This window comes from Psychromonas sp. SA13A, assembly GCF_011378715.1.
GTDB lineage: Bacteria > Pseudomonadota > Gammaproteobacteria > Enterobacterales > Psychromonadaceae > Psychromonas.
Window position 1 is genome coordinate 11,795 of the sequence record NZ_WTKU01000008.1, and the last position, 19,918, is coordinate 31,712.

Consider the following 19,918-nt stretch of genomic DNA (forward strand, 5'->3'; position numbering starts at 1 on the left):
AGTCACTATGTCATTTAATGTAGCATTAAGCGGAATTGCGGCAGCTCAGACTGATTTAGACACAACGTCAAATAATATTGCAAATGTAAATACCGTTGGTTTTAAAGAGTCTCGCGCCGAGTTCGATAGCGTTTACGCAAACTCTCTATTTTCTAACAGTGCGACCAAAGTGGGTGACGGTACTTCCGTTGCCGCCGTTGCACAACAATTTCACCAAGGTAGTTTAAAATTTACCGATAATCCATTGGATCTAGCTATTACAGGTAGTGGGTTCTTTGCCACGGCCAGTGGCATTGACGATAAAGATTTAAGTTATACGCGTGCCGGTACTTTTAAATTAAATGATGAAAATTATATTGTTGATAACAGCGGCAATTACTTACAAGCTTTTCCTGTTAATGATGATGGGACTTCTTCATCGGTTAGTTTAAGTACAACAGAACCGATTCAATTGCCAGAAACCGCAGGCGACCCTGAAGCTACGTCTAGTGTAGAAATAACGTTAAATTTACCGTCTAGTGATGAAGCGCTAGATCCTACTAAGTTTAATCCTAAAGACCCTGGTACCTATAATAACGCTACTTCAGTAACTGTTTATGATTCATTGGGTGAAGCGCGTACGATGAATACTTATTATGTTAAACCAGAAAATGCTTCTGCAGATGGCATGAGCCAATGGGTAGCTTATATGACGATTGATGGCGTTCCAATCGACCCTAAAAATGCGTCTGATACTATTGGTTATAAATATGATATTACAGGTGCTACCAATGAGGATAGTGAGGATATTGGAGATGGTGAATTTGATTTCGAAGCGGTTCTTGATGCAGATGATAACCCAGTACTAGATGAAGATGATAATCCCACATATAGCCCATTAACGAAAAGTACAGAATATTCTTTTACACACGATGATGGTTCTGTTACAGCTCAACATGGCGTCGTTCTTAGCTTTGACTCTTCTGGTAAGTATATAACTAGTATCCCTGAAGTACTTGAATTTGAAACTCTTGGAAAAAATGGAGCCGGATTGTTGAAAGAAGGAACTGATGGAGAACAACAAATTACACTTAAGTTTGTGGCCCCTACACAAAATGCCTCATCGTTTGGGGTGACTTCATTAGAACAAAATGGTTTAACTGTTGGTCGTTTGACTGGTGTTGAAATTGGTGATGATGGATTAGTAGAAGCAACTTATAGTAACGGTACGTCTGATCCTATTGCGCGTGTTGCTATGGTGCGCTTTCGTAATGAACAAGGGTTAGCACAAACAGGGTCAAGCTGGAGTGCTTCGCAAAGTTCGGGCGAACCCATTGCAGGAGAAGGGGGGGAAGGTTCATTTGGTCTCATTAACTCTGCTGCCCTAGAGCAATCTAACGTTGATTTAACAACTGAGCTGGTGGACTTGATTTCTGCGCAACGTAACTTCCAAGCTAACTCTCGTTCATTAGAGATCAGTAACGAATTACAACAAACTATTTTACAAATTCGTTAATTTTATAAATTAGTTAATGATTCCTAAAACGCACCCTTCTCGGTGCGTTTTTGTTATTTAAAAGTTAACGTCCATATTATTTAAATGCTTGAGCATTTCAGTCTTCCTGCTTTCCTGCATTCCCATATTTTAAGATCTAAAAGCTAAGTCTTCTCCCTCCCTAACTTTAGTTGTATTTGCTGCTTAGCTTCCTCATTTTTATTTTGTTGGCATAACGATTGCATTTATGAATGTATCAAGAAAAAAACACAATAAATAATGCGGCAATTGCCATTGTTATGAATTAAGCGGTTAATAGTTAAGGAAGTCAAAAATGGATAATTTTCTTTATGTTTCAATGTCAGGCGCTAAAGAGACCATGAATGCGTTAGCTATTCACAGTAATAACTTAGCAAATGCCAGTAAAACAGGGTTTAAGGCCAGTTTTGAGCAAGCTCGTAGTATGCAAGTTCACGGGCAAGGCTTACCAACACGAGTCTTTGCGCTTACCGAGTCACCAGGACAAAATTTTGACAGTGGCATTGTTCATGATACCGGACGAGAGTTAGATGTTGCCGTAGAAGGTGAGGGGTGGTTTGTTGTTAAATCCGAAGCGGGTGACGAAGGGTTAACACGTAGTGGTGATTTTAATATCACTGCAGAAGGCTTTTTAATTGACGCCAATGGCCAAGAAGTGATGGATGAAACTGGCAATAATATTTATATCCCGATGCCCATTGAAAAATTCAATATTCGTAAAGACGGCATGATTGAGGTTCGTCCTGAAGGTGCACCTGCAGATGCAATGGAAGACATCGCTAAATTAAAATTAGTTAATCCAGATATCAAAGATTTAATGCGTGGTTCAGATGGTTTATTCCGCCGTATTGATGGTCAACCGTTACAAGTTTCAAATGATGTGGTTGTCGCTAACGGTGCTCTAGAGTCATCAAACGTTAATTTAAGTAGTGAGTTAACCAGTTTAATTAACTTACAACGTAGTTTTGAAATGCAAATTAAGATGATGAAAAAAGCCGAAGAGATAGATAAAAGTTCTGAATCTCTACTTCGAATGTCTTAAGTCATTAGTCTACGCATTATTAAAGAATTTTAAGGAGAAAGGTTATGCATTCCGCTTTATGGATCAGTAAAACAGGGTTAGATGCACAGCAAACTAACGTCGCAACTATTTCAAATAACTTAGCCAATGCAAGTACCGTTGGTTTTAAAAAGAGTCGTGCCATTTTTGAAGATCTGTTATATCAAACGGTTAACCAACCAGGTGCTAATGAAACACAAAATACTAAGCTTCCTTCGGGGTTAATGCTTGGCTCTGGTGCGAAGGTTGTCGCGGTACAAAAGAACTTTACACAGGGTAATGCATTAACCACTAATAACTCCTTAGATGTGATGATTGATGGTCGTGGTTTTTTTGAAATAGAAATGCCAGATGGAAGTTCATCGTATACGCGTAACGGTCAATTCATGCTTAATGAAGAAGGGGTCATGGTAACGCCAGGTTCTGGTTATCCATTATTACCACAAATTCAAATTCCTGAAAATGCGCAAACGATTAGTATTGGTGCTGAAGGTGAAGTGTCAGTGAGTATTGCCGGTCAAGCCGAAAACCAAGTGGTTGGGCAATTAAATGTGAATGATTTTATTAACTCATCTGGTTTAGAGCCTTTAGGGCAAAATTTATACGCAGAAACAGGGGCTTCTGGAGCTCCTATTGAAGGCGTACCGGGTGGTGACGGATTAGGTTTTATTCGTCAGGGAATGTTGGAAACGTCTAATGTTAACGTAACAGAAGAACTGGTTAACTTGATCGAGAGTCAGCGTGTTTACGAAATGAACTCAAAAGTAATTTCAGCGGTTGATGAAATGCTCTCTTACGTTAGCCAACAGCTATAAATAGGTGGTTAATATGAGAAATATTATAATTTTATGTGCAATATTTAGCGTCGTAGGTTGTACTTCACTACCCAATCAAGAAGTGAAGAATGACCCTGAATATGCACCGGTAGAGCCACTTGAAGCAGACTTAAATGTGGTCACTACAGGGTCTTTATTTCAAGAGAGTTATGCTAATAACCTTTATTCAGATATTAAAGCGCATCGCGTTGGTGACATTATCACCGTGAATCTAGAAGAATCAACCAAGGCCACTAAACAAGCTGGCACCAGTTTGGATAAAAGTAATTCGTATAAAATGAGTGTCGACGATATTACGTTACCTAGTGGCTCACTTGTACCTGGTTTTGGTTTTGGGGGAGGTATTTCTCAAGACAGTGGTTTTGCCGGAGATGCCGATGCAGACCAAAGCAATAGTTTAAAAGGCAGTATCACGGTTAACGTAACACGCGTTTTAAGTAATGGTAATCTAGAAATTCGCGGTGAAAAATGGCTGATGCTAAATAATGGTGAAGAGTTTGTACGCATACGTGGCGTAATTCGCTCCGAAGATGTTAGTTCTGATAATTCGGTTTCATCAACCCATGTTGCCAATGCTCGCATTCAATATGGCGGCACCGGCACCTTTGCTAATACACAAAGCCAAGGTTGGTTAACTGCATTCTTTAATGGCCCTTATTGGCCGTTCTAAAAGTCATTTATTTGCATCAGCGATATTATTTACATAAGCGATAAGGTAAGGAGAGTTATATGCTATTTTCATCAAAAGGAACAGCGAACTGTTTTTTTTCAGCATGCTTAGGTTTAACCCTATCGCTGTTGGTTAATACAGCGGATGCGGCGCGAATCAAAGATATTGCCAGTGTGCAAGGGGTTCGAAGCAACCAATTAGTTGGTTATGGTTTGGTAGTCGGTTTACCGGGCACGGGTGAAAAAAGTAGTAAATTTACTGAGCAAGCCTTCGCGACCATGTTAAGAAATTTTGGGATCAATATTCCACAAGGTCAAACTTTAAAGATTAAAAATGTTGCGCCAGTGGCTATCACTGCGGAATTAAAAGCCTTTGCTAAACGAGGTCAGAAAATTGACATCACTGTGTCAGCAATTGGTGAAGCAAAAAGTTTACGTGGGGGGGAGTTGTTACAGACCTTTTTGAAAGGGGTTGATGGTAAGGTTTATGCGCTAGCACAGGGGAGTCTTGTTGTTGGAGGGCTTGGCGCTGAAGGTGCTGACGGTTCGAAAGTAGTGATCAATACACCTACCGTTGGTCGTATTGCAAATGGTGCCATTGTTGAGCGAGAAGTTATTTCTCCTTTTGGACAGGGCGATACTATTACTTTTAACCTGCATGACTCTGATTTTACTACGGCAAAATTGATGGCAGATACGATTAATAACTTAGTGGGTCCTAATACGGCCAGTTTATTAGATGCAACGTCAGTTCAGGTGTTAGCGCCGCGCAATATCTCACAACGTGTTTCTTATTTATCAACACTAGAAAATCTAGAGTTTAGCCCTGCACGTTCAGGGGCAAAAATCATTGTTAACTCACGTACAGGTACAATAGTAGTTGGGCAAGATGTTCGGTTATTACCAACAGCTATTACTCATGGTGGTATTAGTGTCACGATTAGTGAAAACAAAGACGTGGTGCAACCAAACCCATTTGCTGGTGGTGATACTGAAGTAGTTGAAAATAGTATTGTTAATGTTACTCAGGAAGATAGCCGTATGTTTCGATTTGATACGGGAATTAGTCTAAATGATTTAGTACGTGCAGTGAATGAAGTAGGGCTTGCGCCTGGTGATTTAATGGCGATACTAGAAGCATTAAAACAAGCGGGTGCCTTACAAGGTGAGCTAGTTATTATTTAATCTTTATCGGTAATGGAATCATTCATTTATACGTGTACAAAAAAGTATGCGGATACAAAAAAGGGAAAACCAATGGTTTTCCCTTTTTACGTTAAGGGCTATCGCGTGATCAATATCAGCAAGTCGCTCTTAAACTATTTTTCTCTGTGCTTATTACAGGGTCATTGCCGCTATCCAACCAAAGGCGATTAACGGAAGATTGTAATGTAGAAAAGTTGGAATAACAGTGTCACGGATATGGTCATGTTCACCATCAGCATTAAGGCCTGACGTCGGCCCTAATGTTGAGTCTGATGCAGGTGAACCGGCATCACCCAATGCAGCCGCTGTTCCTACCAATGCAATAATGGCCATTGGAGAGAAGCCAAATGCTATCGCTAGAGGGACATAAATAGTGGCAATAATAGGGATAGTTGAAAATGAAGAGCCTATACCCATGGTGACTAACAATCCAATCACTAGCATTAATATTGCAGCTAAGGATTTGTTCTCTCCAATACCTGAAGATAATGCTTCTACTAATGTTTCCACACTGCCAGTTGCTTTCATTACTGCGGCAAAACCTGCAGCGGCAATCATGATAAAACCAATCATTGCCATCATGTGTACACCTTTAGTGAATACATCATGGGTTTCTTTCCAAGCAATGACGCCACCCAAGGTGAATACACTGAAACCCGCTAGCGAGCCAACAATCATTGACCCCGTTAATAGTTGTACAGTTAAGGTTGCAATAATTGCTAATAAAGCAACAATAATATGGCGTTTATCCAGTACCTTTAATTCCGCCGCTTTTGAATTAGCTACTTTTTCTTGGTATACACGCGGTTTACGGTAGCTAATAAAAACCGCTGTTAATAAACCCACAATCATACCCATTGCAGGTAAAAGCATCGCTGTCGGTACCTGTGCTGCTGTGACCTCTAAGCCATTGTCATGTAAGTTTTTTAAAAGAATGTTATTTAAGAAAATACCACCAAAACCGATGGGTAACACCATGTAAGGAGTCACTAAACCAAAGGTTAGAATACAAGCGGCTAAACGTCTGTCCACTCGTAATTTATTAAGCACACCCAGTAACGGCGGTATTAAGATAGGGATAAATGCGATATGCACAGGGATCACATTTTGTGATGCGATTGTCATCAATAGGATAACGGTAAATACAGTGTATTTGATGGTTGTAGACACTTGTTGTGTCTGCTCTCCGTTTAAGCGTTTAATAATCGCTTGTGATAATAAATCAGTAATACCTGATTTAGAAATCGCAACGGCAAAGGCACCTAACATAGCATAGCTCAATGCAATAGTTGCACCGCCACCTAGGCCACTTTCAAATGCAGAGATGGTATCAGGCAGAGATAAACCAGCCGTTAAACCTCCAATTAGAGCACTGAGTGTCAGTGCAATAACAACATTAATGCGCATCATGGATAAAATAAGCATGATACATACCGCCAGTAAAACAGGGTTAAGCATAACTATTCCTTGTGGGTAGGGTAAAAATCGCAGGCATTCTACGTGATGCAGCACTACTTTGCTGAGAAAACTAACCTCCTTTTTATTATTAATCAGAAAAAAGGTAGTTATAGTTCTAATTGGAACTGTTGGCACCTATTTTGCTTTATTAGTTTAACGGTATAAATAGGGGCTGTTAATGAGCAATCAAACGGTAACACAGGCAAGTAATTACTTTGATCTACAAGGATTAGAGCAGTTGCGTCAAAAAACCAAGACCAATGACAAAGAAACGATCCGTGAAGTCGCGAATCAGTTTGAGTCTATGTTTGCATCGATGTTAATTAAATCAATGCGTGAAGCTAACGCTGCCTTTGAAACTGAAAGTCCCTTTAATAACCAACAAACAAAATTTTATACGGATATGCAAGATAAGCAGTTAGCCGTTGATATCAGTCGTCACGGTTCGCTAGGACTCGCTGATGCATTAGTTAGGCAGTTAGACCCAACATCTATGGTACGCCCACAGTCAGTGCCACAGGATCAACTAATGATGCCTGAGCAAGAGCCTGAAATGATGAGTTTAACAACAAAAGAAAGCACTACTGACTTTAAAAAGCCAGATCAATTACAGGCGTCATTACAAACAAAAATCAATGATAGTGCATTGCAACAGAAAGCGGAGAGTGCCGATGATGTTAATACAAATGCTAGCGCACAGAAAATTGACTTTAGTTCGCCATCGTCCTTTATTGCCACATTGTTACCCTATGCACAAAAAGCAGCTAAGTCTTTAGGTATTTCACCTGAGGTTTTAGTCGCTCAATCTGCATTGGAAACAGGCTGGGGTAAAAAAGTGCTACAAACTGCCAATCAGCAAAGTAGTTTCAATCTGTTTAACATTAAATCTCACAATAGTTGGCAGGGTGAAAGCGTTAATAAAAGCAGTTTAGAGGTTGAAGATGGTGTTGGTGTACAGCGTCGTTCTAATTTTCGAGTTTACGAAAATCTACATGAAAGTTTTAAAGATTATACGAATTTTATTAGTAACAATAAACGCTACGAGCAAGCTTTACAGCAAGGTGAGAACGCAGATCGTTATATTGAAGAGTTACAACAAGCGGGTTATGCAACCGATCCGCAATATGCAGATAAAATTAAAGCGATTATGAACAGCGATAACTTCCAATCGGTTGTTGCGGGAGATAATAACAATGGCTGATTTATTCCAAATTGGACTGTCGGGGATCTACTCTTCACAGGCAAGTCTAGCAACTACCAGTCACAATATTAGTAATGTGAGTACGGAAGGCTACTCTCGTCAAACTGTTGACATTACCAGTGCACAGGCACAAAAATTAGGGGCCAATTTTATTGGTAATGGCTCTATTATCAACGGAATTGACCGTGCCTATGATCAATTTGCATTTAAAGAAAACATTATTAATACCTCGGATCACGCTTATAACGAAGTGAGTTACACGCAAGCGAGCCAATTAGATAAATTACTCTCGAACGAAAGCACCTCTGTTGCTAAGTCCGTTCTTAGTTTATTTTCTTCACTAGGCGATGTTGCAGATCATCCGAATACAATAGAAACGCGTGCAGTATTCCTTGAAGATGCATCGAATATGATCAATCAATACAATACGCTGTATCAACAATTAGAAACGCAATACAGTGGTGTTAATAATGATATTGAGAATTCTGCCGCGGCGATCACTGAACTCGCTGACAATATTGCGACATTAAATAGTCGTATTCTTACTGTGTCTAGTTCTGACAGTAGCGGAGATGCTAATGATTTATTAGATAGACGTGATCAGGCAATTACCGCCTTAAGTGAATACGTTAATGTCTCCGTGCTTGAAGCGGATAATAATATGGTGAATATTTATATCGGTAGCGGCCAAGGTTTAGTGATGGGTGTTCAATCTCAATCTATTGTTGCGATTAACGGAGACCCAGATCCCGCTCGAAAAGAACTAGCATTAAGCAATAATGGTAAAACATCGCCAGTTGATGGTAGTAAGTTTGGGGGGAAAGTCAGTGCGTTATTTGAAACTCGTGAAAATGAAATAGAGCGTGCATTTAATCAGTTAGGCCAGAATGTAATCGGTTTAACCCACGCTATCAATGAGCAGCAACAACAAGGTCAAACCTTAGACGGCGAGATTGGTGCGGCATTATTTAATGATATTAATAGTGATCAGGCCATGAAAAGCCGTGTATTAAGTCATGCTGATGGTAAAGGTGAAGCCACATTAAGTGTGCGTATTGATGATTTAAGCGAGTTATCTGCCGATGAATTCTCATTAAAAGTAATTCCTAATGATCCTGGTATAGATCTTACATTTTCTGTTACCAACAATACCACCGGCGAAACTCAAACTGTTTCCATCACAGACTTGACAAATGATAAGCGTATTGAGATTCCTGGAGCAGGCATTAGTATTGGAATCGATTCAATTTCAGCTTCAGAACCATTACAGGTCGGTAAAGAATTCACCTTGCGTCCAACACGTTTAGGGGCTCAGCAAGCTAGTTTAGATGAGACAGACCCTACAAAAGTAGCCGTTGCAGACGCGGAAATTAAAGCGGTAGTTAGCGATACCAATAATGGCACTGCAACATTTCATGTCAGTGGCATTGTTGATAAAGGTGACCCTAATTATATGGATGAAGATAGTCCAATAACAATTAAAATATCAACGAATACAACTACCAGCGAAGTTTTTTATAATATTTTTGATAAAAATGACAATCAAATTAACACACCAGAGTTAACCGCTATAATTGACCCTTTAACTGGCAAAGCTACACTTGAATTTGGTGGCGTTAAGGTAGAAATGGAAAAAGGTATACCCGTTGCCGGTGATGAGATCACATTAAATTATAATGAAACAGGTGCAGGTGATAATCGAAATATTTTAGCTATGTCTGATCTGCAAAATACTAAAATAATGAATGACGGTAAGTCGACCTTTCAAGATGTTTATAGTGAAATGATTTCCGAGATAGGCGCTAAAACAGCAAACGCAGATGTAGCGATGCAATCTTCAGCAATATTAAAAAATCAATCTTTTGAACGTATTCAATCGGTGAGTGGAGTGAATATGGATGAAGAAGCAGCAAACCTACTAATGTATCAACAACACTACAGTGCAGCTGCACGTGTTATTACCATTGCTAGTGAATTATTTGACACTATTTTACAGGCGGCTCGATAATATCTCGTTATCATCCAAATGCTGTTTTTACATCTGGGTGATAATGCTAAAACAATCTATTCAAGGCCGTACTTTAAAAGACAGATTTATTTTTAACTTTTTCCAAAGTAGCTGTATCTGTTATTTATACAGTGATCCTTTTTAATCCTTCGTATACTTCTAAAATTACCCTCTTTACCTTTTTTAGCTGTTTTATAACCATACTGGCGTGATTTTTGCATTTTAATTAAATAGGTGAGCGTCAAGCTCAAAAAGAAATCAGAGAGGCCGTATGCGAATTTCATCTCAAATGCTTTTTATGCGTAATACTAGTTCATTAATGTCACAACAGTCTGTGTTAAGTGACCAAAACTTGCATATGGCGAGCCAAAAACGGGTGATTCATGCTAGTGATGATCCTGTTGCTATTGCCACCATACAACGCTTAAAGCAAGATATCTCCGTGGGCGAACAATTCATTGAAAATGGGAAAATGGCCGAGTCCGCTAACGAGTTAATTGATACTGCACTTACGCAGAGTACTAATATTTTACAACGAGCGCGCGAATTGATGGTGAGCGGTAGTAACGGCACCATGAATGAATCAAATCGAGAAGCTATTGCTGTCGAACTTGAAAATTTACGTGATGAGTTGATGGGGGTTGCTAATACCAAAGATGGTAACAGCCAATATATCTTCGCAGGCTTTGAAGTGGACACACAACCTTTTCAAAAGAATGAGTTTGGCCAAGTTATATATCATGGAGACAGTGGTGAACGAGACTATAGAATAGGCTCTGGAGTGTCGATTCAAGGTAATGATTCCGGCGCTAACGTTTTTATGAATATAGCTGAAGGTAATGGTACTTTCGTTTCAGAGGTTGGTTCGGAAAACCAAGGTGGTGCAGAGATTAGTCAAGGTAGTGTTGCTGATACAAACGCTGCGCGTGATTACCTCGATCAAGACTATACAATTGCAATTACTGATGGTACCGATGGTCCAGAATATTCTGTTTATGGGTTAAAAGAAAAAACTGTCTCGGGTGAAGCGGATGTCAGGATTAGTAGCGTTGATGCTTCAATCTCTGGAACGGTAGAAATTCAATTTTCAGAAACAAGTACGCCTGATGAGTTTTATATAATCGTTAATGGTCAATCATCGAATCCTGATGTTTATGATGCAACTGCTGTCAATGAATATAGCAAAGCAGAATCCTTTAACATAAACGGCATCACATTTGAAGTTAATGGTCTTCCTGATGATAGTGATAGTTACGCGCTAACCAAGTTTGTAGAACCAACACCCTATGAAGACGGTAAAGCGATTACATTCAACGGCATTAAAACTGAGCTTAAAGGAGATGTAGTTGATGGGGATTCTTTTACCTTACGTCAAAGTGAAGAAAAAGATATTTTTGCAACGCTACAGAGTTCTATTGATGCTTTGCGCATTCCCGGTACCGATAAAACAGCTACGGCTGCACGTAATAGTGCATTTAGTAATTCATTGTTACAAATTGATGGTGCAATGGATAACGTGATGAGTACACAAAGTTCAGTGGGTGCACGATTAAGAACCATTGATAATCAACGTGAATCAACATTGGACTTTAATTTAACCGCTCAGACTACGTTATCCAGTTTAGAAGACTTAGATATGGCGGCTGCGATCAGTGAATATCAAGAACAATATAGTATGTTAGAGATCTCTCAAAAAACATACGTACAACTGCAACAACTCAGTTTGTTTAACTTGATCTAAAAATAGAAGCGATAATTAACATAGGTAATAATAATGTCATTCTGCTAAGCGAAGGTTTTCGTATACAGACACATCGCATATCGCTTTTATTTTCTTGTTATTTATAGCCTATCATTCGTTATTTTTAACACTATTTTTTATCGCACGTTTTGCCGTAACAAGCATTTTTTGCCAGAGTGGAATCATTAAAAAATATACAACACCTGCAATCGCACCATATAAGTGAGCATTAATAAATACTGTGGCGGCAATTAATGATTCAGTCATAAGTGAAGGGCCATTAAACTGTTCAAATGCAATTTTAGTGATAAAACCCAATCCTAAAACTATTCCCCATCTATCTCCTTTTTTTAATTCATCACACACTCCGATGGCAAATAGTGCATGTAATACGCCGGATAAGCCCACATACCATTGCAAGTCTGGCTCTAGTAATAATAAACAAATACTAATAAAAATCGCGCTGAAGCATGCTGAAAAGATTAAAGAAACAGTTTTAAAAGTATCCAAAAATAAAGCACTAACTACAGCTAACCCTATGCCATTAAGTATTAAATGGTAACCGTTAGTGTGGCAAATATGTGCCGTCAGTAAACGCCACCATTGGCCCTTTTCAATATCGCTGTGATAATATGCTAACCATTGATGACTCTCTGCTTGAAAAATAAATACCAATAAACAGAGTGTCAAAATAATAGCGTTGTTAATCCATATTGAACGCATTAATTAACCTTAAAAAATGAACCTTAAAAAAAGTTGAAACAAATAATGAGTAAAAGAGCGGTTTGCAGCCAATGTAATAAAGCATTGCCTGCGTGTATTTGTGCCTCAATTTGTGTGCTTGATAATCAACACTTTTTACATGTTTTGCAAGACCCAAGTGAACAACATAAAGCGATCGGCACGGCACGAATTTTAGCGTTATCTTTGTCACGAGTAAAAATAACTACGGCAGATACCTTTGAAGCGACTGATTTTGACCTTGATAATACGTTCTTAGTGTTTCCCGATGAGCAGGCTAATACAGTATCAACCTTACAGGAAAAGCAAAAAATAGATGCTAATACGCAATTTATATTACTCGATGGAAGTTGGAAAAAGGCTTATAAGTTATTAATGAATAATCCTTTTTTACAAGCATTACCGAAAGTGATGATGGATGTCACAGATAAAAGTAATTATCGTATTAGAAAATCCCCCCGAGAAGATGGTTTATCGACGGTGGAAGCTGGTTATGCTTTATTATCCGCATTAGAAAATGATCATACTAAATTCATTCCTTTATTGGATTCGTTTAATAAAATGATCGACTTTCAAATCGCAAGTATGCCTGCTGAGGTATATCAGAAACATTACTTAGACCCGCTTAAAGGAGGTGATGTTTAATGCCATTACAAATATCTGCAGGTGTAGAAATTGCCGACTGGCAATTGCAATTAACCGCGATTCGAGCACAGGGCGCTGGTGGGCAAAATGTAAATAAAGTTAACTCTGCCATACATTTACGTTTTGATATTAAAAGTTCTACTCTGCCTGATTTTTATAAACAGCGCCTATTAGCGTTATCTGATCATAGAGTCACGGAAGATGGCGTTATTATATTAAAAGCGCAAGTACATCGTACTCAGGAAAAAAATAGAGAAGAGGCCTTAGCCCGCTTAAAAGAACTGATTTTAAGTGCCGTTAAGATACAAAAATCAAGAAAGGCGACAAAACCTTCTCGTAATGCAAAAAAACGTCGAGTTGATGATAAAAAACGAGTGGGCAATAACAAAGCGTTGCGAGGGAAAGTCACTGATTAATTGAAATTGCAGAAGCTTTAGAAATATTAGGAGCTTTAGAAACATTAGGTGCTTTAGAAATATTAGGAACAACAAGGGCAGTAAGTAGATAGGTTACTGGGTAGATAGATTACTGAATAGATTTATACCCACGCCACTTTAAGGTATTTGTCTTGCACGGGATCTGAATATCAGGGGCAATACCACCAGTTTGGGTTGTTATAAAGTCTCCATGTAGAGTGACTATCTCTCGAAAATTAACTTTATGCCTATCATCTTGGCACTAGTTTTCCTTGCTGACTTTGTACCTTAAAGTATCATGGGTCTATTATCTAACCCTAATTGGGTTTTGACAAAATGTACCACACAGAATAGTTTATTAAGTGTTAAGCACTATGTTATTTATTGGTGTCATAAAATTGCCATTTAGTGTTGTTAGTTTAATTTAAAAGAGTTGTTAATTTAAGAAGGGATAGTTATGTCGTTAATGGGTTTTTATGCACTTCGTAATGAAGATACAGAAGAAGAGTATACTTTGGATGCCGATGATTTTATCTGGGAAGATGCGAATCAATCAGGAGAACAATATCGTTTCATTCATGTTGAAACCGATGAATTACCTGAAGTAGTTGCTACGTTTGATGTCGATGCCGATGAGTTTGTAGTGCAAATGCCGAGTGGCTTTGAAGAGTTAGAAGATGGGTTATATATCAATACCAGTAGTGATGATTATGACTCTGATACTGACTTTGGTTACGACGATTAAGTTTACTGTATCAACTCGAGTTGTATTTTAAAAATGTTATCAATTTTATAAAGAGCTGTATTAACAGCTCTTTATTTTATTAGCACTAGCTAATGCGAACAAATTCTCCGCTTTTTTCGTCTAATGCACACAGTTCTGAACTGTAAAGATCGTAGCGCCATCCATGTAGTTTTAAATCTCCTGATTCAACACGCTTTTTAATCCACGGGAAGGTCATTAAATTATCTAAAGATTGTTGAACGCCTTTTTGTTCACAGCAACTATAGCGACTTGCTTGGTCTTTTAATTCTGTGTCCGCAATAATATCATCACGAACATGCTCAAGTTGTAGCATCCATTTTGAGATAAAGCTTTTATCGACTTTTTTCCCTGCACTATCCATCAATGCTTTAATACCACCACATTGGGTGTGCCCTAAAACAATAATACTTTCAACTTCAAGGCCTGTGACGGCAAATTCCAATGCAGCACTGGTACCGTGAAAATTATCAGTATCTTCACAGGGTGGAACCAAATTTGCCACGTTTCGAATAACAAATAAATCGCCAGGTTCGCAATCTAATATAATGGTTGGGTCAACGCGAGAATCAGAACAGCTTACTATTGCTATTTTAGGGGATTGGCCTTCGTCAGCTAATTTAAATAACTGAGCTTGGTTTTCTTGATAGTAACCTTCACGAAAGCGTTGGTATCCTGCAATTAATTTATCAGCAGCAGACATAGAATTTTCCTTATTATTGACATAATGCTGATAATAGAGGATAAACTTCATTAATAAAAATTAATAAATTTTATTTTTACCATAAACAAAGGTTAATGATTAAATATGCGCGCTACTCTTCATCAATTAAAAGTGTTTCGTCAAGTCGCTATTTCCATGAATTATACCAAAGCGGCGGATAAGCTAGGTTTATCGCAACCCGCTGTGAGTATTCAATTGAAGCAGCTTGAAAATAACTTGGATATATTCCTTTTTGAAAAGATAGGTAAAACGTTATTCCTGACTCCTGCTGGTAAAGAGTTAAAAACATTTTGCGATGAGTTGTTTATCAGTTTTGATAATATTGATATGACCCTAAGTGCTTTGAAGGGGGAGTTAACCGGTGATTTTTGTTTATCTGCAGTGACCAGTGCTAAATATTTTACGCCACATTTACTCGGGGCTTTTCATAAATTACATCCCAAAGTTAACTTCCATCTTGATATTGTTAATCGAGAGCAAATTATTCAACGCTTACATGAAAACAAAGATGATTTAGTGATCATGGGATTAATTCCGGAAACGATGGCATTAACTAAATATCCTTTTGTAGATAATCCGATTATTTTAATTGCCAGTCCTCAGCATGCGTTAGCAAAACGAGAACATATTCCATTAGCAGAGTTATCTGAGCATGCTTTTATACATCGAGAAAAAGGGTCGGGCACACGCAAAGCGTTTGAACAATTTTTAAAAGATAAGAATGTGCCACTGAAAGTGAATATGACGCTAGGTAATAGTGAAACGATAAAACAAGCTGTAATGGCTGACTTAGGTATTTCCGTCGTTTCTAAACATAGCGTTACATTGGAGCTAAGTACTGGCATCTTAGTCGAGTTAAAGGTGGAAGGTTTCCCATTAGTGAGAAGTTGGTATTTAGTTCACCATGAGAGTAAACATTTATCCCCGATTGCTAAGGCATTTATTGATTTTGTATTATCCGCAGAAAAAAATGTACCGGCATTACGTAATCGTTTTTTAGAGCAGCATTTCTTTAAAAAAACGTAAACTAACTAGTTATCCCTTAAGTCTTTAAGCTGTTATTTTTTAAAGTATTTTGATTTGTGGCAGTGCTTATTTTGCATCTGCTTTTTTTAAGTGGATATTTTACGTCGGTTCAGTCACTATGTTTGCTGTTTTTATTTCCTGCGTGAATGAAAAAGGTCTAATAGCCATACTAGCTCCATTATGTATGTGAACAGCTATTTTGCCGAATTGGTATAGATGATGGCTAAGAAAATTTATTGCTGTGAGATAACTTTTGAGAGCGGCTACTACAGTTCAAGTTTAATCGATAAACAATCTTAATAAGAGATCATAAAAGGCGGCATAGCGTTGAGTATTATTTTGGGCATAGATCCTGGGTCTAGGATCACTGGATATGGTGTTATCCAGCAAAAAGGCAGTCAATGTATTTATTTAGCCAGCGGTTGTATTCGCACTAAAGGTGATACGCTCGCACCTAAATTAAATATGATTTTTAATGGTATTGCGGAAATCATCCAACAATATAACCCTTCTGAATTTGCTATTGAACAAGTGTTTATGGCGAAGAACCCAGATTCTGCATTAAAACTGGGTCAAGCAAGAGGGGCGGCAATGGTTGCAGCAACACAGTCTGATTTGTATGTGTGTGAATATTCAGCAAGGCAAATTAAACAAGCAGTTGTGGGCAGTGGAGCAGCTTCAAAAGAGCAAGTGCAATCCATGGTCATGCAAATATTAAACTTATCGGGGCGTCCTCAAGCTGATGCGGCTGATGGGTTAGCAGTGGCGATTTGCCATGCTCATACTGCACAATCTTTAGTGGCAATGGCTGGGCAAGTGAAAAAAACGGTAAGAGGCCGTTTCCGTTAATTGTTAGTACTCTATTTTTAACTTTTTATCTAACATCTTACTTCCTGTTTTTCAGGCTTAACTGCTTATTATCGAGAACATATGAACAAACTAACTGAATTGCAGGTTGGTATTCTATACGCTCTAGGTGCTTATTTAATGTGGGGATTTGCACCCGTTTATTTTAAGTACTTAGGGTTTATTCCGGTTTATGAAATTCTTGCTCATCGTGTTATTTGGTCAGTTGTAGTGACTGCTTTATTTATTACTTATTTAAAACATTGGCCTAATGTTTTACTGGTTGCGCGTAACTATAAAAGCTTGTTGGTATTAACCATGACGTCATTACTAATCAGCTGTAATTGGCTGGTTTTTATTTGGGCGATTAACCACGGGAAAATGTTAGAAGCGAGCTTAGGATATTTTATTAACCCTATTATTAATGTGATCTTAGGATTGGTATTTTTAAGTGAGCGTTTGTCTCGTATCAAATGGTTTGCGGTGTTATTAGCTTTTATTGGGGTGAGTGCACAAGCTTGGCAAGTGGGCGAATTACCGTGGGTTTCATTAGTACTACCGATCAGCTTTGCTTTCTACGGATTATTGCGTAAAAAAGTAAAGGTAAAAGCGATTACAGGTTTATTCATTGAGACGCTGGTGGTATTACCGATCGCGGCTTTCTATTTAGTGGTGATGACAGATAGCGAAACGTCTAATCTACTTCTTAATCCATGGTCACTTAACCTGTGGCTTATGTTTGCTGGTGTTGTGACGGCACTGCCATTAATCTTTTTTGGCCAAGCTGCTCTACGTTTACCACTTTCAACACTGGGCTTTTTTCAATATTTAGCACCTTCCATATTATTTGTGTTCGCTGTATTGGTTTACGATGAACCTATCTCTTTTATCAAGATGTTTACCTTTGCTTGTATTTGGTTTGGAATATTAGTGTTTGTTTTAGAAAGTAAATTAATTAAATGGTTTAAATAAAACAAACAAGCATAAAAAACACTGGATATTTACTCAGTTGTTTTTTATGCTTGTCATCATTTATTAAATAGTAAGGCAGGGAACAGCATGATTGGATTGTTACGCGGTATTTTATTAGAAAAGCAACCTCCTGAGATATTATTAGATGTTTCCGGTGTTGGTTATGAAATACAACTGCCGATGAGTTCCTTTTATCCTTTACCTGCTGTGGGTGAAGAAGCAGTCGTTTATACGCATTTTGTGGTAAGGGAAGATGCACAATTATTGTATGGTTTTGCCGATAAGCATGAAAGAGCAATGTTCCGTGAATTAATCAAAGTAAATGGAGTGGGGCCGAAGCTCGCCCTTGCTATTTTATCTGGCATGTCGGCGAATCAGTTTGTGCAGTGTATTAACAATGATGCAGTTAGTACGTTAGTTAAATTACCCGGTGTAGGTAAGAAAACGGCTGAGCGATTAGTGGTTGAAATGAAAGATCGTCTGAAAAACTGGGGTGGTTCTGATCTGTTAACACCTGAATCCGATAGGTTATCGCTGACTAATGACTTTGAAAGCACTTTTGTTAGTGGTAACGCTAAAGATGAAGCGATTAGCGCATTGATAGCATTAGGTTATAAGCCTGCTGTGGCAGAGAAAACCATTCAACAAGTTTACCAAGAAGGTATGGATTGTGAGGCTTTGATCCGCAGTTCATTAAAAAATATGATGTAAATGCTTTATTATCCATTTATTCTGTTTTCATTTATTTAATGTTTTACCTATATCGTAACTTATTCCTTAACTTATACCTTAACCATCAATAGAGTCATTCATGATTGAAGAAGATCGCCTTATTTCCGGTACGCAAAAGATCGATGATAATTTAATCGATAGGGCTATACGTCCTAAATTATTAGCTGATTACGAAGGCCAGCCGCAAGTGAACGCGCAAATGGAGATCTTCATTGAGGCTGCTCGTCAGCGGAACGAAGCCTTGGATCATTTACTTATTTTTGGGCCTCCAGGCTTAGGTAAAACCACTTTATCGCATATTGTTGCGAATGAACTTGAAGTCAATATTAAAACAACGTCAGGGCCTATCTTAGAAAAAGCCGGTGATTTAGCGGCGTTATTAACCAATCTTGAAGAGAACGATGTTTTGTTTATTGATGAAATACATCGTTTAAGTCCAGTAGTTGAAGAGATCCTTTATCCAGCAATGGAAGATTACCAATTGGATATTATGATTGGTGAGGGGCCGGCAGCGCGCTCTATTAAGTTAGATTTACCACCATTTACACTGATTGGTGCAACAACACGTGCCGGTTCATTGACTTCGCCTTTGCGTGACCGTTTCGGGATTGTGCAGCGATTAGAATACTATGACTTAAAATCATTAACTAAAATTGTGATGCGTAGTGCCTCGCATTTGCAACTAGTGATGGATGAATTAGGCGCGGTTGAAGTCGCGCGCCGTTCACGTGGTACACCACGTATTGCTAATCGTTTATTACGACGAGTTCGTGATTTTGCACAAGTTAAAAAGGCCGCGGTGATCAATGATGAAACGGCTAAACAAGCGTTGGATATGTTAGAAGTAGATAATGAAGGCTTCGACTATATGGATCGTAAGTTATTAATGGCTATCTTAGATACTTTTCAAGGCGGCCCAGTAGGCTTAGATAACTTAGCAGCAGCGATTGGTGAAGAAAAAGAAACTATTGAGGATGTTTTAGAGCCTTATTTGATTCAACAAGGTTTTTTGCAGCGTACTCCTCGAGGGCGAATTGCGACTAATCGTACTTATCTACATTTTGGTTTTGATAAACCGTCAATATAGATCCACATTTTAGCTGAATTTCTAATTTCTAATTTCTAATTTCTACTTTTACTGCATATTGAAATTGATGATATCCTTTTCAATATGCAGACTATCTTAATTTACTCTCTTCTATTTCACAGTTCTAATTTATTTATTCAAGATCATACTTTTCACTTGATCAAGATCAATATAAACAGTATAAATAACGTCCAATAGGCCCGTAAGTCATTGATGTTAAATAATTGTTTGTTTTATGTTAAAGCTTGGTTAATGAATGTGCTTGTTTCCTTGC

The 19,918-nt window shown here is 38.3% G+C and carries 19 protein-coding genes; 16 read left to right on the top strand and 3 right to left on the bottom strand.

The window, feature by feature from the left end:
- Positions 1-7 precede the first annotated feature (7 nt).
- The 5 genes from GQR44_RS09170 (at position 8) to GQR44_RS09190 (ending at position 5,263) form a co-directional block, all read left to right on the top strand.
- The gene (locus GQR44_RS09170; protein WP_166371499.1) at positions 8-1,495 is read left to right on the top strand and encodes a flagellar hook protein FlgE; all 1,488 of its coding nucleotides are present in this window, start codon (positions 8-10) and stop codon (positions 1,493-1,495) included.
- 313 nt (positions 1,496-1,808) lie between these two features.
- Positions 1,809-2,555, top strand: coding sequence for a flagellar basal body rod protein FlgF (locus GQR44_RS09175; RefSeq protein ID WP_166371501.1), 747 nt, complete (start codon positions 1,809-1,811; stop codon positions 2,553-2,555).
- A gap of 44 nt (positions 2,556-2,599) precedes the next feature.
- Entirely contained in the window at positions 2,600-3,388 is a 789-nt protein-coding gene (gene flgG, locus GQR44_RS09180) for a flagellar basal-body rod protein FlgG (RefSeq protein WP_166371503.1), read from the top strand.
- A gap of 13 nt (positions 3,389-3,401) precedes the next feature.
- Positions 3,402-4,079 (top strand): flagellar basal body L-ring protein FlgH, encoded by a 678-nt coding sequence (gene flgH, locus GQR44_RS09185; protein WP_166371505.1) that lies wholly within the window; start codon positions 3,402-3,404, stop codon positions 4,077-4,079.
- Positions 4,080-4,138: 59 nt separating this feature from the next.
- On the top strand, positions 4,139-5,263 hold the full coding sequence (locus GQR44_RS09190; RefSeq protein WP_166371507.1) for a flagellar basal body P-ring protein FlgI: 1,125 nt from the start codon (positions 4,139-4,141) through the stop codon (positions 5,261-5,263).
- A 153-nt stretch (positions 5,264-5,416) separates the two neighbouring features.
- Here GQR44_RS09190 and GQR44_RS09195 read toward each other — a convergent pair whose 3' ends face one another.
- Complete coding sequence (locus GQR44_RS09195; protein WP_166371509.1) at positions 5,417-6,742, bottom strand: Na+/H+ antiporter family protein; 1,326 nt, start codon at positions 6,740-6,742, stop codon at positions 5,417-5,419.
- 178 nt (positions 6,743-6,920) lie between these two features.
- Between GQR44_RS09195 and flgJ the strand changes: the two genes are divergently transcribed.
- The 3 genes from flgJ (at position 6,921) to flgL (ending at position 11,692) form a co-directional block, all read left to right on the top strand.
- On the top strand, positions 6,921-7,943 hold the full coding sequence (gene flgJ / locus GQR44_RS09200) for a flagellar assembly peptidoglycan hydrolase FlgJ (RefSeq protein WP_166371511.1): 1,023 nt from the start codon (positions 6,921-6,923) through the stop codon (positions 7,941-7,943).
- Complete coding sequence (gene flgK, locus GQR44_RS09205) at positions 7,936-9,951, top strand: flagellar hook-associated protein FlgK (RefSeq protein ID WP_166371513.1); 2,016 nt, start codon at positions 7,936-7,938, stop codon at positions 9,949-9,951. Before flgJ ends, flgK begins: the two co-directional genes overlap by 8 nt.
- Before the next feature lie 271 nt (positions 9,952-10,222).
- On the top strand, positions 10,223-11,692 hold the full coding sequence (gene flgL, locus GQR44_RS09210) for a flagellar hook-associated protein FlgL (protein WP_166371515.1): 1,470 nt from the start codon (positions 10,223-10,225) through the stop codon (positions 11,690-11,692).
- Between the two features lie 111 nt (positions 11,693-11,803).
- Here flgL and rrtA read toward each other — a convergent pair whose 3' ends face one another.
- Positions 11,804-12,415 carry a rhombosortase gene (rrtA, locus tag GQR44_RS09215; protein ID WP_166371517.1) on the bottom strand — a complete coding sequence of 204 codons (612 nt, stop codon included), beginning with the start codon at positions 12,413-12,415 and terminating at the stop codon, positions 11,804-11,806.
- Between the two features lie 45 nt (positions 12,416-12,460).
- On the opposite strand from rrtA, the gene GQR44_RS09220 reads away from it, so the two are divergent.
- The 3 genes from GQR44_RS09220 to GQR44_RS09230 all read left to right on the top strand — a co-directional run bounded on the left by GQR44_RS09220 (position 12,461) and on the right by GQR44_RS09230 (position 14,239).
- Positions 12,461-13,078 (top strand): tRNA-uridine aminocarboxypropyltransferase, encoded by a 618-nt coding sequence (locus GQR44_RS09220; RefSeq protein WP_166371519.1) that lies wholly within the window; start codon positions 12,461-12,463, stop codon positions 13,076-13,078.
- On the top strand, positions 13,078-13,494 hold the full coding sequence (arfB, locus tag GQR44_RS09225) for an alternative ribosome rescue aminoacyl-tRNA hydrolase ArfB (protein WP_166371521.1): 417 nt from the start codon (positions 13,078-13,080) through the stop codon (positions 13,492-13,494). Before GQR44_RS09220 ends, arfB begins: the two co-directional genes overlap by 1 nt.
- 457 nt (positions 13,495-13,951) lie before the next feature.
- A complete protein-coding gene (locus tag GQR44_RS09230) occupies positions 13,952-14,239 on the top strand; it encodes a hypothetical protein (RefSeq protein WP_166371523.1) in 288 nt (95 codons plus the stop codon).
- Between the two features lie 85 nt (positions 14,240-14,324).
- Here the strand turns inward: GQR44_RS09230 and GQR44_RS09235 are convergent, their stop codons facing one another.
- Positions 14,325-14,960, bottom strand: coding sequence for a carbonic anhydrase (locus tag GQR44_RS09235; protein WP_166371525.1), 636 nt, complete (start codon positions 14,958-14,960; stop codon positions 14,325-14,327).
- Between the two features lie 105 nt (positions 14,961-15,065).
- On the opposite strand from GQR44_RS09235, the gene GQR44_RS09240 reads away from it, so the two are divergent.
- The 5 genes from GQR44_RS09240 to ruvB all read left to right on the top strand — a co-directional run bounded on the left by GQR44_RS09240 (position 15,066) and on the right by ruvB (position 19,644).
- Positions 15,066-16,007: a LysR family transcriptional regulator gene (locus GQR44_RS09240; RefSeq protein ID WP_166371527.1), complete on the top strand. Its 942-nt coding sequence runs from the start codon at positions 15,066-15,068 to the stop codon at positions 16,005-16,007.
- A gap of 327 nt (positions 16,008-16,334) precedes the next feature.
- Complete coding sequence (ruvC, locus tag GQR44_RS09245; protein ID WP_166371529.1) at positions 16,335-16,856, top strand: crossover junction endodeoxyribonuclease RuvC; 522 nt, start codon at positions 16,335-16,337, stop codon at positions 16,854-16,856.
- 81 nt (positions 16,857-16,937) lie between these two features.
- On the top strand, positions 16,938-17,825 hold the full coding sequence (gene rarD, locus GQR44_RS09250) for an EamA family transporter RarD (RefSeq protein WP_166371531.1): 888 nt from the start codon (positions 16,938-16,940) through the stop codon (positions 17,823-17,825).
- A gap of 87 nt (positions 17,826-17,912) precedes the next feature.
- Positions 17,913-18,536: a Holliday junction branch migration protein RuvA gene (gene ruvA / locus GQR44_RS09255; RefSeq protein ID WP_166371533.1), complete on the top strand. Its 624-nt coding sequence runs from the start codon at positions 17,913-17,915 to the stop codon at positions 18,534-18,536.
- A 100-nt stretch (positions 18,537-18,636) separates the two neighbouring features.
- The gene (ruvB, locus tag GQR44_RS09260; protein ID WP_166371535.1) at positions 18,637-19,644 is read left to right on the top strand and encodes a Holliday junction branch migration DNA helicase RuvB; all 1,008 of its coding nucleotides are present in this window, start codon (positions 18,637-18,639) and stop codon (positions 19,642-19,644) included.
- Positions 19,645-19,918 lie beyond the last annotated feature (274 nt).

Coding starts and splice junctions, on each gene's coding strand:
- GQR44_RS09170 (WP_166371499.1), top strand. CDS start 8: ATGTCATTTAATGTAGCATTAAGCGGAATTGCGGCAGCTCAGACTGAT.
- GQR44_RS09175 (WP_166371501.1), top strand. CDS start 1,809: ATGGATAATTTTCTTTATGTTTCAATGTCAGGCGCTAAAGAGACCATG.
- flgG (WP_166371503.1), top strand. CDS start 2,600: ATGCATTCCGCTTTATGGATCAGTAAAACAGGGTTAGATGCACAGCAA.
- flgH (WP_166371505.1), top strand. CDS start 3,402: ATGAGAAATATTATAATTTTATGTGCAATATTTAGCGTCGTAGGTTGT.
- GQR44_RS09190 (WP_166371507.1), top strand. CDS start 4,139: ATGCTATTTTCATCAAAAGGAACAGCGAACTGTTTTTTTTCAGCATGC.
- GQR44_RS09195 (WP_166371509.1), bottom strand. CDS start 6,742: ATGCTTAACCCTGTTTTACTGGCGGTATGTATCATGCTTATTTTATCC.
- flgJ (WP_166371511.1), top strand. CDS start 6,921: ATGAGCAATCAAACGGTAACACAGGCAAGTAATTACTTTGATCTACAA.
- flgK (WP_166371513.1), top strand. CDS start 7,936: ATGGCTGATTTATTCCAAATTGGACTGTCGGGGATCTACTCTTCACAG.
- flgL (WP_166371515.1), top strand. CDS start 10,223: ATGCGAATTTCATCTCAAATGCTTTTTATGCGTAATACTAGTTCATTA.
- rrtA (WP_166371517.1), bottom strand. CDS start 12,415: ATGCGTTCAATATGGATTAACAACGCTATTATTTTGACACTCTGTTTA.
- GQR44_RS09220 (WP_166371519.1), top strand. CDS start 12,461: ATGAGTAAAAGAGCGGTTTGCAGCCAATGTAATAAAGCATTGCCTGCG.
- arfB (WP_166371521.1), top strand. CDS start 13,078: ATGCCATTACAAATATCTGCAGGTGTAGAAATTGCCGACTGGCAATTG.
- GQR44_RS09230 (WP_166371523.1), top strand. CDS start 13,952: ATGTCGTTAATGGGTTTTTATGCACTTCGTAATGAAGATACAGAAGAA.
- GQR44_RS09235 (WP_166371525.1), bottom strand. CDS start 14,960: ATGTCTGCTGCTGATAAATTAATTGCAGGATACCAACGCTTTCGTGAA.
- GQR44_RS09240 (WP_166371527.1), top strand. CDS start 15,066: ATGCGCGCTACTCTTCATCAATTAAAAGTGTTTCGTCAAGTCGCTATT.
- rarD (WP_166371531.1), top strand. CDS start 16,938: ATGAACAAACTAACTGAATTGCAGGTTGGTATTCTATACGCTCTAGGT.
- ruvA (WP_166371533.1), top strand. CDS start 17,913: ATGATTGGATTGTTACGCGGTATTTTATTAGAAAAGCAACCTCCTGAG.
- ruvB (WP_166371535.1), top strand. CDS start 18,637: ATGATTGAAGAAGATCGCCTTATTTCCGGTACGCAAAAGATCGATGAT.